This is a genomic window from Streptomyces sp. NPDC000410 (genome assembly GCF_040300305.1).
In the GTDB taxonomy this organism is placed as follows: Bacteria; Actinomycetota; Actinomycetes; order Streptomycetales; family Streptomycetaceae; genus Streptomyces.
In genome coordinates this window covers 56378-70210 of the sequence record NZ_JBEPDM010000004.1, presented here as the reverse complement: position 1 = coordinate 70210, position 13833 = coordinate 56378, and the positions used below count along the sequence as shown (strand labels likewise).

Here is a 13833-nt window from a genome sequence, read left to right as displayed (position 1 = left end):
GCCCACCTGCCGCGCATCTTGAACACGAAAGTTTCAACTTGTGAGTGACACAACCCATGACGGTGCGATCGCGACGAGCGCCCCGCCATCTCCCGACGACCGTCTGACGCCGGCGGAGCTCGCCGCCAAGTACGGACTGTCGGTGAGCGGTGCCCGACCGGGGCTCGTCGAATACGTCAGGCAGCTCTGGGGCCGCCGCCACTTCATCCTGGCCTTCTCCCAGGCGAAGCTCACGGCCCAGTACAGCCAGGCGAAGCTCGGTCAGCTGTGGCAGGTGGCGACGCCCCTGCTCAACGCGCTCGTGTACTACCTGATCTTCGGGCTGATCCTGGATGCCAACCGCGGGCTGTCGACCGAGGTCTACATTCCGTTCCTGGTGACGGGTGTGTTCGTCTTCACGTTCACGCAGACCTCCGTACTGGCGGGTGTGCGGGCGATCTCCAACAACCTGGGTCTGGTGCGGGCGCTGCACTTTCCGCGCGCCTCGCTGCCCATCTCGTTCGCCCTGCAACAGCTCCAGCAGCTGCTGTTCTCGATGATCGTGCTGGTGGTCGTGGCGGTCGGCTTCGGCAGCTTCCCGTCGCTCAGCTGGCTCCTGGTCGTGCCGGCGCTCGCGCTGCAGTTCGTCTTCAACGTCGGCCTCGCGCTGGCCATGGCGAGGCTCGGCAGCAAGACCCCCGACCTGGCCCAGCTGATGCCGTTCGTCCTGCGCACCTGGATGTACGGCTCGGGCGTGATGTTCTCCATCCCGATCATGCTCCAGGACCAGCCGGCCTGGATCGCCGACATCCTGATGTACAACCCGGCGGCGATCTACATGGACCTCATCCGGTTCGCCCTGATCGACGGGTACGGCTCGGAGAACCTGCCCTCGCACGTATGGCTCGCGGGTCTCGGCTGGGCCCTGTTCGTGGGCGCCGTCGGGTTCGTGTACTTCTGGAAGGCCGAGGAGCGCTACGGACGTGGCTGACGACAAGAACGACCTGAGAGCCGCCGACCGCGTGCCCACCGTCATCGCCGACGACGTGCACATCGTGTACCGCGTCAACGGCGGCGCGGGCGGGCGGGGCAGCGCGACCGCCGCCCTGAACCGGATCATCCGCCGGGACCGGGGCGAGTCGCGCGGCGTGCGCAAGGTGCACGCCGTGCGAGGCGTGACCTTCACCGCCTACCGGGGCGAGGCCATCGGCCTCATCGGCACCAACGGCTCCGGCAAGTCGACCCTGCTGCGGGCCATCGCCGGCCTGCTGCCCCCCGAGAGCGGCCACGTCTACACCGACGGCCAGCCGTCCCTGCTCGGCGTCAACGCCGCGCTCATGGGCGATCTGACCGGTGAGCGCAACGTCATCCTCGGCGGACTCGCCATGGGCATGTCCCGCGAGGAGATCCGGGAGCGCTACCAGGGCATCGTCGACTTCTCCGGCATCAACGAGAAGGGCGACTTCATCACGCTGCCCATGCGGACGTACTCGTCCGGTATGGGTGCGCGGCTGCGGTTCGCCATCGCGGCGGCCAAGAACCACGACGTGCTGATGATCGACGAGGCGCTGGCCACCGGTGACCGCAAGTTCCAGATCCGCTCCGAGGCGCGCATCCGTGAGCTGCGCAAGGAGGCCGGTACGGTCTTCCTGGTCAGCCACAGCAACAAGTCGATCAGGGACACCTGCGACCGCGTCCTGTGGCTGGAGAAGGGCGAGCTGCTGATGGACGGCCCGACCGACGAGGTCATCAAGGCGTACGAGAAGGAGACCGGGAAGTAGCTCCCGCTCGCGCAGCACGGACGGGCCCCCGCCGGATCGCTCGGCGGGGGCCCGTCCGTGCGGAGCGGTCCGCCGGTCGTGGGCGCGCCACCCCGGCGTGGTGTGCACCGTTGTACAACGTAAGCTGTACCGGTGCTGATTCGCGGCAAGTGGGGCGATACGTCCCAGGCTTCCCGCCCTCAGGGCCGCTGTTCGCCGGGAAATACCGGCGGCGTGTCCGAAATAGGATGTATTGGGTCGGCAGTGTAGAACGGGAGATGTGACGGCTATGACGGAAAATCTCCAGCTCCGCGTGTGCAGCGCCGTCCACGCGCCGGGCAGTACGCAGTGACGGGTTCCCGGCAGGTGCGCCCCGACGCCGCCACACGCGCCACCCTCGACAAGGCCGCGCACGAGAACTTCCCGGTGGCGCCCTTCTTCCTGCCGCGCGCCTGGCGCGGCGACCTCATGGCCGTGTACGGCTACGCCCGGCTCGTCGACGACATCGGCGACGGCGACCTCGCTCCCGGCGCGGGCGACGCCCGCCATCTCGGCCTCAGCCGCGCCCAGGCGGAGGACCGGCTGACGATGCTCGACGCCTTCGAGGCCGATCTGCGCCGCGTCTTCGCCCATGAGACGCCGCGCCACCCGCTGCTGCGCGCGCTCGTGCCCACCGTGCGCCGGTGCGGGCTCACCCCCGAGCCGTTCCTCGGCCTGATCGAGGCCAACCGTCAGGACCAGCTCGTCCGCCGCTACGAGACGTATGATGATCTTGTCGACTACTGCGAACTGTCCGCGAATCCCGTCGGGCGGCTCGTGCTGCGGATCACCGGCACATCCAGCCCGGAGAGGGTCCGCCGCTCGGACGCGATCTGCACCGCGCTCCAGATCGTCGAGCACCTCCAGGACGTACCCGAGGACCTGGCCCGCGACCGTATCTATCTCCCGGCCGAGGACATGAAGCGGTTCCACGTCAGCGAGGCGGACCTGGCCGCGCCCAGTGGGGGCGCGTCGGTGCGTGCGCTGGTCGCGTACGAGGCCGAACGCGCCCGGCTGCTGCTGGATGAAGGCACCCCGCTCGTGGGTAGCGTCCACGGCAGGCTCAGGCTGCTGCTCGCCGGGTTCGTGGCCGGGGGGCGTGCCGCGCTCGGCGCGATCGCGGACGCCGGGCACGACGTGCTCGCCGGACCACCCAGGCCCACCAAGCCCGGACTGCTGCGTGAAGTGGGAGCGGTCTTGCGTAGAGCGCGTAGAGAGGGGTGAGTCGGAGCATGGAGGTACACCCGCACATGTCCGCACCCGTGCAGGCCGCATACAGCTACTGCGAGGCCGTCACCGGCCGGCAGGCGCGCAACTTCGCCTACGGCATCAGGCTGCTGCCCGCGGACAAGCGGCAGGCCATGTCCGCGCTGTACGCCTTCTCCCGGCGCGTGGACGACATCGGCGACGGCGCACTCGACGAGAACGCGAAGCGCGACCGGCTCGAGGCGACCCGCGAGCTGCTCGGCAGGATCCGCGACGGCGCGGTCGACGAGGACGACACCGACCCGGTCGCCGTAGCCCTCACCGACGCCGCGCGCCGCTTCCCCATCCCGCTCGACGGGCTCGACGAGCTCATCGACGGCGTGCTCATGGACGTCCGAGGCGAGACGTACGAGACGTGGGACGACCTCAAGACGTACTGCCGGTGTGTCGCGGGCGCCATCGGGCGGCTCTCGCTCGGGGTGTTCGGCACGATGCCCGGCGCGCAGGGCGCCGACCGCGCGCCCGAGTACGCCGACACGCTCGGCCTCGCCCTCCAGCTGACCAACATCCTCCGGGACGTCCGCGAGGACGCGGGGAACGGGCGCACCTATCTGCCCTCCGACGACCTCGCCAAATTCGGCTGCTCCGGGGGCTTCAACGGCGTCACCCCGCCCCCCGGCGCGGACTTCACCGGCCTGGTCCACTTCGAAGTGCGGCGCGCCCGCGGACTGTTCGCCGAGGGCTACCGGCTGCTCCCCATGCTCGACCGCCGCAGCGGCGCCTGCGTCGCGGCGATGGCCGGCATCTACCGCCGCCTCCTCGACCGCATCGAACGCGACCCCGAGGCCGTCCTGCGCGGGCGCGTCTCGCTGCCCGGCCGCGAGAAGGCGTACGTCGCCGTGCGCGGCCTGTCCGGCCTGGACGCCCGGCACATCTCCCGGCAGACCCTCAGGAGGCGCGCCTGATGTGCCGCTCCGCAAACCCGCACAAGCGGGACGCATCCGTCCGTGCGGCCGCGGCGTCCTCGACGACGACGGTTCGCCGGGCACGGGCCCTCGACCCGGCGGTGGGCTCACGACCGGTGGGGGGCCCGGCCGCGGGTGCGGTGCGCCCGTCGGCGCGTCCGCACTCCGAGGCCGTCACGCGCCCGGGTGTAACGCGCGCGGGCGCGACCGCGCAGAGCTGGAGGGAGGGCTCATGACGCGCGACACCACGACATCCCCGCACGCCGTGGTCGTCGGCGGTGGACTCGCCGGTGTCACCGCGGCACTCCGGCTGGCCGACGCGAAGGTGCGCGTCACCCTCGTGGAGAACCGGCCGCGGCTGGGCGGCCTCGCGTTCTCCTTCCGGCGCGGGGAGCTCACCATCGACAACGGGCAGCACGTGTACCTGCGCTGCTGCACTGCCTACCGGTGGTTCCTCGACCGGGTCGACGGGGCCCGCCTCGCCCCGCTGCAGGACCGCCTCGACGTCCCCGTGCTCGACGTGGCGCACCCCCGTGGACCCCGGCTGGGCCGGCTGCGCAGGACAGTGCTGCCCGTGCCGTTGCACCTCGCGGCGAGCCTGGCCACCTACCCGCATCTCTCGCTCGCCGAGCGTGCCGCGGTCGGGCGTGCCGCCCTCGCGCTCAAGGCGCTCGACCCGGCCGACCCCGCCCTCGACGACGTCGACTTCGCCGGCTGGCTCCGCCGCCACGGCCAGACCGGCCGCAGCATCGAGGCCCTCTGGGACCTCGTCGGCGTCGCCACCCTCAACGCCACCGCGCCGAACGCCTCGATGGGCCTGGCCGCGATGGTCTTCAAGACCGGACTGCTCTCCCGCCCCGGCGCCGCCGACATCGGCTGGGCGCACGTGCCGCTCGGCGAGCTCCACGACACCCTCGCCCGCAAGGCCCTCGACACCGCCGGCGTGCGTACCGAACTGCGCACCCGCGTCAGCGCGATCACCCGCACGGACGACGGCCGCTGGAACGTCACGGCAGGCGCCGAGCGGCTCGACGCGGACGCCGTCGTCCTCGCCGTACCGCAGCGCGAGGCCCACGCCCTGCTGCCCGAGGGCGCGCTCGACGACGCGGACCGGCTGCTCGAGATCGGCACCGCGCCGATCCTCAACATCCATGTGATCTACGACCGCACCGTGCTGCGCCGGCCCTTCTTCGCCGCGCTCGGCACCCCCGTCCAGTGGGTCTTCGACCGCACCCACGCCTCCGGACTCGACCACGGCCAGTACCTGGCGATGTCCCAGTCGGCCGCCGAGGACGAGATCGACACCCCCGTCGCCACCCTGCGCGCCCGCTACCTGCCCGAACTGGAGCGGCTGCTGCCCGCCGCGCGCGGCGCGGAGGTACGGGACTTCTTCGTCACCCGGGAGCGCACGGCCACGTTCGCCCCCACCCCCGGCGTCGGCAGGCTGCGGCCCGCCGCGCGTACCCGTGCACCCGGCCTGTATCTGGCCGGTTCGTGGACCGCCACTGGCTGGCCCGCGACCATGGAGGGCGCCGTACGCAGCGGTTTCAGCGCCGCGGGCAGCGTGCTCACCGCCCTCGGCCGCCCCCATGAACATCCGCTCGAGGAGGCGGCATGAGACTTGAGCCAGGAATCAGAGGAGAGAAAGTGCCGACTGCGCCTTCGGCGAACCCGGTTGTCCCAGCTGTCGACACCGCGGACGTCACCGCGCTGCTCGAGCGCGGGCGGACGCTGTCCACCCCGGTGCTGCGCGCCGCCGTGGACCGGCTCGCGCCGCCCATGAACACCGTCGCCGCGTACCACTTCGGCTGGATCGACGCCGAGGGCCGCCCCGCGGACGGCGACGGCGGCAAGGCCGTACGCCCGGCGCTGGCACTGCTGTCCGCGCAGGTGGCCGGGGCCGCTCCGGAGGTCGGCATCCCCGGCGCGGTCGCGGTGGAGCTGGTGCACAACTTCTCGCTGCTCCACGACGACCTGATGGACGGCGACGAGCAGCGCAGGCACCGCGACACGGTGTGGAAGGTGCACGGTCCCGCGCAGGCGATCCTCGTCGGCGACGCGCTGTTCGCGCTGGCCAACGAGATCCTGCTGGAAATCGGCACGGTGGAGGCCGGCCGGGCCACCCGCCGCCTCACCGTCGCCACGCGCAAGCTGATCGACGGGCAGGCGCAGGACATCTCCTTCGAGCACCGCGAGCGGGTCACCGTCGAGGAGTGCCGGGAGATGGAGGGCAACAAGACCGGCGCGCTGCTGGCCTGCGCCATGTCCATCGGCGCGGTGCTCGGCGGCGCCGACGACCGTACCGCCGACACCCTGGAGGAGTACGGCCACCACCTGGGGATCGCCTTCCAGGCCGTGGACGATCTGCTCGGCATCTGGGGCGACCCCGATGCGACCGGCAAGCAGACCTGGAGCGACCTGCGCCAGCGCAAGAAGTCCCTCCCGGTCGTGGCTGCGCTCGCCGCGGGCGGCCCGGCCTCCGAGCGGCTCGGCGAACTGCTCGCCGCCGACGCCAAGAGCAATGACCTCGACAGCTTCTCCGAGGAGGAGTTCGCCACCCGCGCGGCCCTGATCGAAGAGGCCGGCGGCCGTGACTGGACCGCCCAGGAGGCCCGTCGCCAGCACGCCATCGCCGTCGCGGCGCTGGACCGTATCGAGATGCCGGAGCAGGTGCGCGCGCAGCTCGTCGCGCTCGCCGACTTCGTCGTCGTACGCCAGCGATGATCACCAGCACCCTCACCATCACCCTCATATGAGTTCGTAGTCGCCGGCCGGTGTCCCACCGGACACCGGCCGACGGCAGACCCGCAGCAGCAGATTCCGACTGTGCGAAGGGGAAGCCATGACAGCGACGACCGACGGAAGTACGGGGGCCCCCGGCCCCCGGACAGCCGCGGCCAGCGAACCGACCGACACCCGAGTCGCCGCCGAACAGGCGGCACGACGCTCCATCGAGCACCTTCTCGGCAGGCAGGACGCCGAGGGCTGGTGGAAGGGGGACCTCGAAACCAACGTCACCATGGACGCCGAGGACCTCCTGCTGCGCCAGTTCCTCGGGATCCGGGACGAGACGACCACCCGCGCCGCCGCCCTCTTCATCCGCGGCGAACAGCGCGAGGACGGCACCTGGGCCACCTTCCACGGCGGACCCGGCGAGCTCTCCACCACGATCGAGGCCTACGTGGCCCTGCGGCTCGCCGGAGACGCCCCGGGCGATCCGCACATGGCCCGCGCCGCCGCCTGGATCCGCGAGCAGGGCGGCATGGCCGCGAGCCGCGTCTTCACCCGTATCTGGCTCGCGCTGTTCGGCTGGTGGAAGTGGGACGACCTGCCCGAACTGCCGCCCGAAATCGTCTGCCTGCCCAGCTGGTTCCCGCTCAACATCTACGACTTCGGCTGCTGGGCCCGGCAGACGATCGTGCCGCTCACCGTCGTCTCCGCGAAGCGGCCGGTGCGGCCCGCGCCGTTCCCGCTGGACGAGCTGCACACCGACCCGCGCGACCCCAGCCCCGTCAAACCCCTTTCCCCGGCGAACAGTTGGGAGGGGTTCTTCCAGCGACTCGACAAGGTCCTGCACGGCTACCACAAGGTCGCCCCGCGCCTGCTGCGCCGCGCCGCCATGAACAGCGCGGCCCGCTGGATCATCGAGCGGCAGGAGAACGACGGCTGCTGGGGCGGAATCCAGCCACCCGCCGTCTACTCGGTGATCGCCCTGCGTCTGCTGGGCTACGACCTGGACCACCCGGTGATGCGCGCGGGCCTGGAATCCCTCGACCGCTTCGCCGTGTGGCGCGAGGACGGGGCGCGGATGATCGAGGCCTGCCAGTCACCCGTGTGGGACACCTGCCTCGCCACCATCGCACTCGCCGACGCCGGACTGCCCGCCGACCACCCGGCGCTCGTGAGGGCTGCCGACTGGATGCTCGCCGAGGAGATCGTACGGCCCGGGGACTGGGCCGTACGCAAGCCCGGACTGCCGCCCGGCGGCTGGGCGTTCGAGTTCCACAACGACAACTACCCCGACATCGACGACACCGCCGAAGTCATCCTCGCGCTGCGCCGCGTACGGCACCCCGACCCCGCGCGGGTCGACGCCGCGATCGCGCGGGCCGGCCGCTGGACGCTGGGGATGCAGTCGAAGAACGGCGCCTGGGCCGCCTTCGACGCCGACAACACCAGCCCGTTCCCCAACCGGCTGCCGTTCTGCGACTTCGGTGAGGTCATCGACCCGCCGTCCGCCGACGTCACCGCGCACGTCGTCGAGATGCTCGCGTACGAGGGCCGGGCCCAGCACCCCCGTACCCGCAGGGGAATCGAGTGGCTGCTCGCCGAACAGGAGCCGGACGGGTCCTGGTTCGGGCGCTGGGGCGTCAACTACGTCTACGGAACGGGCTCGGTCGTCCCCGCCCTGACCGCGGCCGGACTGCCCGCGGCGCACCCCGCGCTCCGGCGCGCCGTCGGCTGGCTCGAATCCGTCCAGAACGACGACGGGGGCTGGGGCGAGGACCTGCGCTCGTATCACGAGCGGTCCTGGGCCGGCCGCGGCGCCTCGACCGCGTCCCAGACGGCCTGGGCACTGCTGGCCCTGCTCGCGGCGGGGGAACGGGACGGCAAGGCGGCCGAGCGGGGCATCGCCTTCCTCGCCGGGACGCAGCGCCCGGACGGCTCCTGGGACGAGCCGTACTTCACGGGCACGGGCTTCCCCTGGGACTTCTCCATCAACTACCACCTCTACCGGCAGGTCTTCCCGCTCACGGCGCTCGGCCGCTATCTGCACGGGGAGCCCCTCGTCCGGCGGGACGGGGCCTGAATGGACGCTTCCGGTGATCTGCTGATCGCCTGCGCCCTCGGCATCGAGCGGTTCGCCCTGCGCCGCGCCCGGCGCGGCGGCGCGCCGGGCCGGGTGACCCTGCTCCGTACGGGCATGGGCCCGCGCAACGCGGAGCAGGCCGTCGTGACCGCGCTCGGTGACGCAGGCATGCGCGATGCGGCGGTCATCGCGTCCGGCTTCTGCGCCGGGCTCGCCCCGGGCATGCACCCGGGGGATCTGGTCGTGGCCGACGAGACCCGCGGCCCCTGGGGCAGCACGCCCTGCACCGGGCCGAGGCTGCTCGTGGACGCGCTCGCCCGTGCCGTGCCCGGGCGCACCGTCCACATCGGCCCGCTGACCGGATCCGACCATGTCGTACGAGGTCAGGAGCGCGCCGAGCTCGCGGCCACGGGGGCGCTGGCGGTGGACATGGAGTCCGCCGCCACGCTCCGGGGCGCGCTGTCCACCGGTCCGCGCCCGGTTGCGGCCGTCCGGGTGGTCGTGGACGCTCCAGAGCACGAACTGGTCCGCATCGGCACGGTCCGCGGTGGAATATCTGCTTTCCGTGTTCTGCGTGCTGTCCTTCCGGCTTTCCACGAATGGCACCGTTCTTTGCTGCTCCCCAGGAGGTGAGCTAGATGGCCATGCCGCTCCGTCAGACCATCAGGGTCGGGACCTATCTGCTTGAACAGAAGCTCCGCAGGCGTGAGAAGTTTCCGCTGATCGTGGAGCTGGAGCCGTTGTTCGCGTGCAATCTGAAGTGCGAGGGCTGCGGCAAGATCCAGCACCCGGCAGGAATCCTCAAGCAGCGGATGCCTGTAGCCCAGGCGGTCGGCGCGGTTCTGGAGTCCGGGGCCCCGATGGTCTCCATCGCGGGCGGCGAGCCGTTGATGCACCCCCAGATCGACGAAATCGTCCGGCAGCTGGTCGCGAGGAAGAAGTACGTCTTCCTCTGCACCAACGCCATGCTGCTCCGGAAGAGGATCGAGGACTTCTCCCCGTCGCCGTTCTTCGCCTTCGCCGTCCATATCGACGGACTGCGCGAACGGCACGACGAATCGGTCGCCAAGGAAGGAGTGTTCGACGAGGCGGTGGCGGCGATCAAGGAAGCCAAACGGCGTGGCTTCCGGGTCACCACCAATTCGACCTTCTTCAACACCGACACCCCGCAGACCGTCATCGAGGTGCTCAACTACCTCAATGACGACCTCAAGGTCGACGAGATGATGATCTCGCCCGCGTACGCCTACGAGAAGGCGCCCGACCAGGAGCACTTCCTCGGTGTCGAGCAGACCCGCGAGCTGTTCCGGAAATCCTTCGCGGGCGGCAACCGGCGGCGCTGGCGGCTCAACCATTCGCCGCTCTTCCTGGATTTCCTGGAGGGCAAGGTCGATTTCCCCTGCACCGCGTGGGCGATCCCGAACTACTCCCTCTTCGGCTGGCAGCGGCCCTGCTACCTGATGAGCGACGGATACGTCCCCACGTACCGGGAACTGGTCGAGGACACCGACTGGAGCAAGTACGGGCGCGGCAAGGACCCGCGCTGCGCGAACTGCATGGCGCACTGCGGCTACGAGCCGACCGCCGTTCTCGCCACCATGGGCTCCCTCAAGGAGTCGCTGCGCGCCGCCCGGGACACGGTCTCCGGGAACGGCGGATGAGGACGGGCCGGCGGGCGGTGCTCCACGGCCGCCCGCCGTCACCGTGAGTCCGAACAGATCAGTCAGAGAGGGGGCCCGAGCATGACGATTCTGGAGAACATCCGGGGGCCGCGCGATCTCAAGGTGCTGGACGAAGCGGAACTCGACGAACTGGCCGAGGACATCCGGGAATTCCTGATCCATGCCGTGGCCGGAACGGGCGGCCATCTGGGGCCGAATCTCGGCGTGGTGGAACTCTCCATCGCACTCCACCGCGTCTTCGACTCGCCCGCCGACCGGATCCTGTGGGACACCGGACACCAGAGTTACGTCCACAAGCTCCTCACCGGCCGGCAGGACTTCTCCAAACTCCGCGGCAAGGGCGGCCTGTCCGGCTATCCCTCCCGCGAGGAGTCCGCACACGACGTCATCGAGAATTCCCACGCCTCCACGGTCCTCGGCTGGGCCGACGGACTCGCCAAGGCCCATCAGGTCCTCGGACGGGACGACCACGTCGTCGCGGTCATCGGCGACGGGGCGCTCACCGGTGGCATGGCCTGGGAAGCCCTCAACAACATCGCCGCCGCCGAGGACCGGCCCCTGACCATCGTGGTCAACGACAACGAGCGGTCCTACGCACCGACCATCGGCGGCCTCGCGGGCCACCTCGCGGCCCTCCGCACCACCGACGGCTACGAGCGCCTCCTCGCCTGGGGCAAGGACGTCCTCCAGCACACACCCGTCATCGGACAGCCCCTGTACGGGTCGCTGCACGGTGCCAAGAAGGGTTTCAAGGACACCTTCGCGCCGCAGGGCATGTTCGAGGACCTGGGACTGAAGTACGTGGGCCCCGTCGACGGCCACGACATCGCCGCCGTCGAGTCGGCGCTGCGGCGGGCCAAGCGCTTCCACGGGCCGGTGCTGGTGCACTGCATCACCGAGAAGGGCCGCGGCTACCGGCACGCGGAACAGGACGAGGCCGACCGGTTCCACACCGTGGGCCGGATGGCCCCCCGCACCTGCGAGCCCTCGGAACCGTCCATCGGCCCCTCCTGGACCTCGGTGTTCGGCGACGAGATCGCCGCGATCGGTGCCGAACGGCCCGATGTCGTGGCGATCACCGCCGCGATGCTGCACACCGTGGGGCTGACGAAGTTCGCCGCACGCTTCCCCGACCGCGTCTGGGACGTGGGCATCGCCGAGCAGCACGCGGCGGTCTCCGCGGCGGGCCTGGCGACCGGCGGGCTCCACCCGGTCGTCGCCGTCTACGCCACCTTCCTCAACCGCGCCTTCGACCAGTTGCTGATGGACGTGGCCCTGCACCGGTGCGGTGTCACCTTCGTCCTCGACCGGGCCGGGGTCACCGGCGTGGACGGGCCCTCGCACAACGGCATGTGGGACATGTCGCTCCTCCAGGTCGTACCGGGCCTCCGGATCGCCGCCCCGCGCGACGCCGACCAGCTGCGGGCCCAGCTGCGCGAGGCCGTCGAGGTGACCGACGCGCCGACCGTGCTGCGCTTCCCCAAGGAGGCGGTGGGGCGGCCGCAGCCCGCCCTGGACCGGGTCGGCGGGATGGACGTACTGCACCGGAGCGACGACGCCGGCGTACTGCTGATCTCCGTCGGGGCGCTGGCACCGGTCTGCCTGCAAGCCGCCGAGCTGCTGGAGGGCCGCGGACTGGGGTGCACCGTCGTCGACCCCCGCTGGGTCAAACCCGTCGACGAACAGCTCGCCCCGCTCGCCGCCGCGCACCGCGTCGTCGCCGTGGTCGAGGACAACAGCAGGACGGGCGGGGTCGGTTCCGCCGTGGGACAGGCGCTGCGGGACGCCGGGGTGGACGTACCGCTGCGCACCTTCGGCATTCCCGAGCAGTTCCTCGCACACGGGAAGCGCGGCGAGGTGCTGGCCGACATCGGACTGACGCCGGTGGAGATCGCGGGGCGGATCAGCGCCGCCCTGGTACGCGTACGCACGAAGTCACGCGAGGAGTACGGCCGATGACCACCAAGTTCGATCTCGCGGAGCTGCTCGCCGCGCGCGGCGCCGAGCGCTACGAACTGCACGCACGCCATCTCAACCACCAGCTGCCGCGCATGCTCCACACCATCGGCTTCGACAAGGTGTACGAGCGCGGCGAAGGTGCGTACTTCTGGGACGGCGACGGCAACGACTACCTCGACATGCTCGCCGGATTCGGCGTGATGGGCCTCGGCCGGCACCACCCGGTCGTCCGCCAGGCGCTCCACGACGTCCTCGACGCCTCACTCGCCGACCTCACCCGCTTCGACTGCGCGCCCCTGCCCGGACTCCTCGCCGAGAAGCTGCTCGCCCACAGCCCCCATCTGGACCGGGTCTTCTTCGGCAACAGCGGTACGGAAGCCGTCGAGACGGCCCTCAAGTTCGCCCGCTACGCCACCGGGAAGCCACGGATCGTGTACTGCGCGCACGCCTTCCACGGGCTGACCACCGGCTCGCTCTCGGTCAACGGAGAGGCGGGCTTCCGGGACGGCTTCGCCCCGCTGCTGCCCGACACCGCGATCGGGCTCGGCGACCTCGCCGCCCTGGAGCGCGAGCTGAAGCGCGGCGATGTGGCGGGCTTCGTCGTGGAACCCGTCCAGGGCAAGGGCGTCCACGAGGCCCCTCCCGGATTCCTGTACGCGGCACAGGAACTGCTGCACCGGCACAAGGCGCTGCTGATCGCCGACGAGGTGCAGACGGGACTCGGCAGGACCGGCGACTTCTACGCGTACCAGCACGGGGACGGCGTCGAGCCCGATCTCGTCTGTGTGGCGAAGGCGCTCTCCGGCGGCTATGTCCCGGTCGGCGCGACCCTCGGCAAGGACTGGATCTTCAAGAAGGTCTACTCGTCGATGGACCGGGTGCTGGTGCACTCGGCGAGCTTCGGCTCCAACGCGCAGGCGATGGCCGCCGGGCTCGCCGTCCTGTCGGTGATCGAGAACGAGGAGACCGTGGCGAACGCCAGGGCGACCGGCGAGCTGCTGAAGTCGCGGCTCACGGCGCTCGTGGACCGGTACGAACTGCTCCACGACGTGCGCGGGCGCGGACTGATGATCGGGATCGAGTTCGGCCGGCCGTCCTCGATGAAGCTGCGCAGCCGCTGGACGATGCTCCAGGCGGCCCGCAAGGGGCTGTTCGCGCAGATGGTGGTCGTCCCGCTGCTGCAGAAGCACCGCATCCTCACCCAGGTCGCCGGTGACCATCTGGAAGTGATCAAACTGATCCCGCCGCTGATCATCGGGGAGCGGGAGGTCGACCGCTTCGTGACGGCCTTCACCGCGGTGATGGACGACGCCCACGGGGGTGGCGGGCTGATGTGGGACTTCGGCAGGACGCTGGTCAAGCAGGCCGTCGCCAACCGCTGATCACGCGGCTTTTGCCTCTGGGGCAAGAAATTTGCCCCAGAGGAAACATCC

At 70.9% G+C, this 13833-nt stretch carries 11 protein-coding genes; all 11 read left to right on the top strand.

Annotation, left to right across the window (positions count from 1 at the left end; all coding sequences use genetic code 11):
* Positions 1-40: 40 nt before the first annotated feature.
* The 11 genes from ABT342_RS07260 to ABT342_RS07210 all read left to right on the top strand — a co-directional run bounded on the left by ABT342_RS07260 (position 41) and on the right by ABT342_RS07210 (position 13782).
* Positions 41-970 (top strand): ABC transporter permease, encoded by a 930-nt coding sequence (locus tag ABT342_RS07260; protein ID WP_351568309.1) that lies wholly within the window; start codon positions 41-43, stop codon positions 968-970.
* On the top strand, positions 963-1760 hold the full coding sequence (locus ABT342_RS07255) for an ABC transporter ATP-binding protein (RefSeq protein ID WP_351568306.1): 798 nt from the start codon (positions 963-965) through the stop codon (positions 1758-1760). The genes ABT342_RS07260 and ABT342_RS07255 overlap by 8 nt, the downstream gene beginning before the upstream one ends.
* 327 nt (positions 1761-2087) lie before the next feature.
* Positions 2088-3002, top strand: coding sequence for a squalene synthase HpnC (gene hpnC, locus ABT342_RS07250; protein WP_351568303.1), 915 nt, complete (start codon positions 2088-2090; stop codon positions 3000-3002).
* Between the two features lie 8 nt (positions 3003-3010).
* Positions 3011-3949, top strand: a complete 939-nt coding sequence (gene hpnD, locus ABT342_RS07245; RefSeq protein WP_502965478.1) for a presqualene diphosphate synthase HpnD — start codon at positions 3011-3013, stop codon at positions 3947-3949.
* A 232-nt stretch (positions 3950-4181) separates the two neighbouring features.
* On the top strand, positions 4182-5567 hold the full coding sequence (hpnE, locus tag ABT342_RS07240; RefSeq protein ID WP_351568297.1) for a hydroxysqualene dehydroxylase HpnE: 1386 nt from the start codon (positions 4182-4184) through the stop codon (positions 5565-5567).
* Positions 5564-6673 (top strand): polyprenyl synthetase family protein, encoded by a 1110-nt coding sequence (locus tag ABT342_RS07235; RefSeq protein ID WP_351568294.1) that lies wholly within the window; start codon positions 5564-5566, stop codon positions 6671-6673. Before hpnE ends, ABT342_RS07235 begins: the two co-directional genes overlap by 4 nt.
* 118 nt (positions 6674-6791) lie before the next feature.
* Positions 6792-8759, top strand: coding sequence for a squalene--hopene cyclase (gene shc / locus ABT342_RS07230; protein WP_351568291.1), 1968 nt, complete (start codon positions 6792-6794; stop codon positions 8757-8759).
* Positions 8760-9392: a phosphorylase family protein gene (locus tag ABT342_RS07225; protein ID WP_351568288.1), complete on the top strand. Its 633-nt coding sequence runs from the start codon at positions 8760-8762 to the stop codon at positions 9390-9392. It begins immediately after the preceding gene.
* A gap of 5 nt (positions 9393-9397) precedes the next feature.
* A complete protein-coding gene (gene hpnH / locus ABT342_RS07220) occupies positions 9398-10420 on the top strand; it encodes an adenosyl-hopene transferase HpnH (RefSeq protein WP_351568285.1) in 1023 nt (340 codons plus the stop codon).
* 81 nt (positions 10421-10501) lie between these two features.
* Positions 10502-12400, top strand: a complete 1899-nt coding sequence (dxs, locus tag ABT342_RS07215) for a 1-deoxy-D-xylulose-5-phosphate synthase (RefSeq protein ID WP_351568282.1) — start codon at positions 10502-10504, stop codon at positions 12398-12400.
* On the top strand, positions 12397-13782 hold the full coding sequence (locus ABT342_RS07210; protein WP_351568279.1) for an aspartate aminotransferase family protein: 1386 nt from the start codon (positions 12397-12399) through the stop codon (positions 13780-13782). Before dxs ends, ABT342_RS07210 begins: the two co-directional genes overlap by 4 nt.
* Positions 13783-13833: the final 51 nt, after the last annotated feature.

What these genes read in the sequence shown, in the direction of transcription:
- hpnD (WP_502965478.1), top strand. Translation starts at nt 3,011, where the DNA reads ATGGAGGTACACCCGCACATGTCCGCACCCGTGCAGGCCGCATACAGC.
- hpnE (WP_351568297.1), top strand. Translation starts at nt 4,182, where the DNA reads ATGACGCGCGACACCACGACATCCCCGCACGCCGTGGTCGTCGGCGGT.
- shc (WP_351568291.1), top strand. Translation starts at nt 6,792, where the DNA reads ATGACAGCGACGACCGACGGAAGTACGGGGGCCCCCGGCCCCCGGACA.
- hpnH (WP_351568285.1), top strand. Translation starts at nt 9,398, where the DNA reads ATGGCCATGCCGCTCCGTCAGACCATCAGGGTCGGGACCTATCTGCTT.
- ABT342_RS07210 (WP_351568279.1), top strand. Translation starts at nt 12,397, where the DNA reads ATGACCACCAAGTTCGATCTCGCGGAGCTGCTCGCCGCGCGCGGCGCC.
- dxs (WP_351568282.1), top strand. Translation starts at nt 10,502, where the DNA reads ATGACGATTCTGGAGAACATCCGGGGGCCGCGCGATCTCAAGGTGCTG.
- ABT342_RS07225 (WP_351568288.1), top strand. Translation starts at nt 8,760, where the DNA reads ATGGACGCTTCCGGTGATCTGCTGATCGCCTGCGCCCTCGGCATCGAG.
- ABT342_RS07235 (WP_351568294.1), top strand. Translation starts at nt 5,564, where the DNA reads ATGAGACTTGAGCCAGGAATCAGAGGAGAGAAAGTGCCGACTGCGCCT.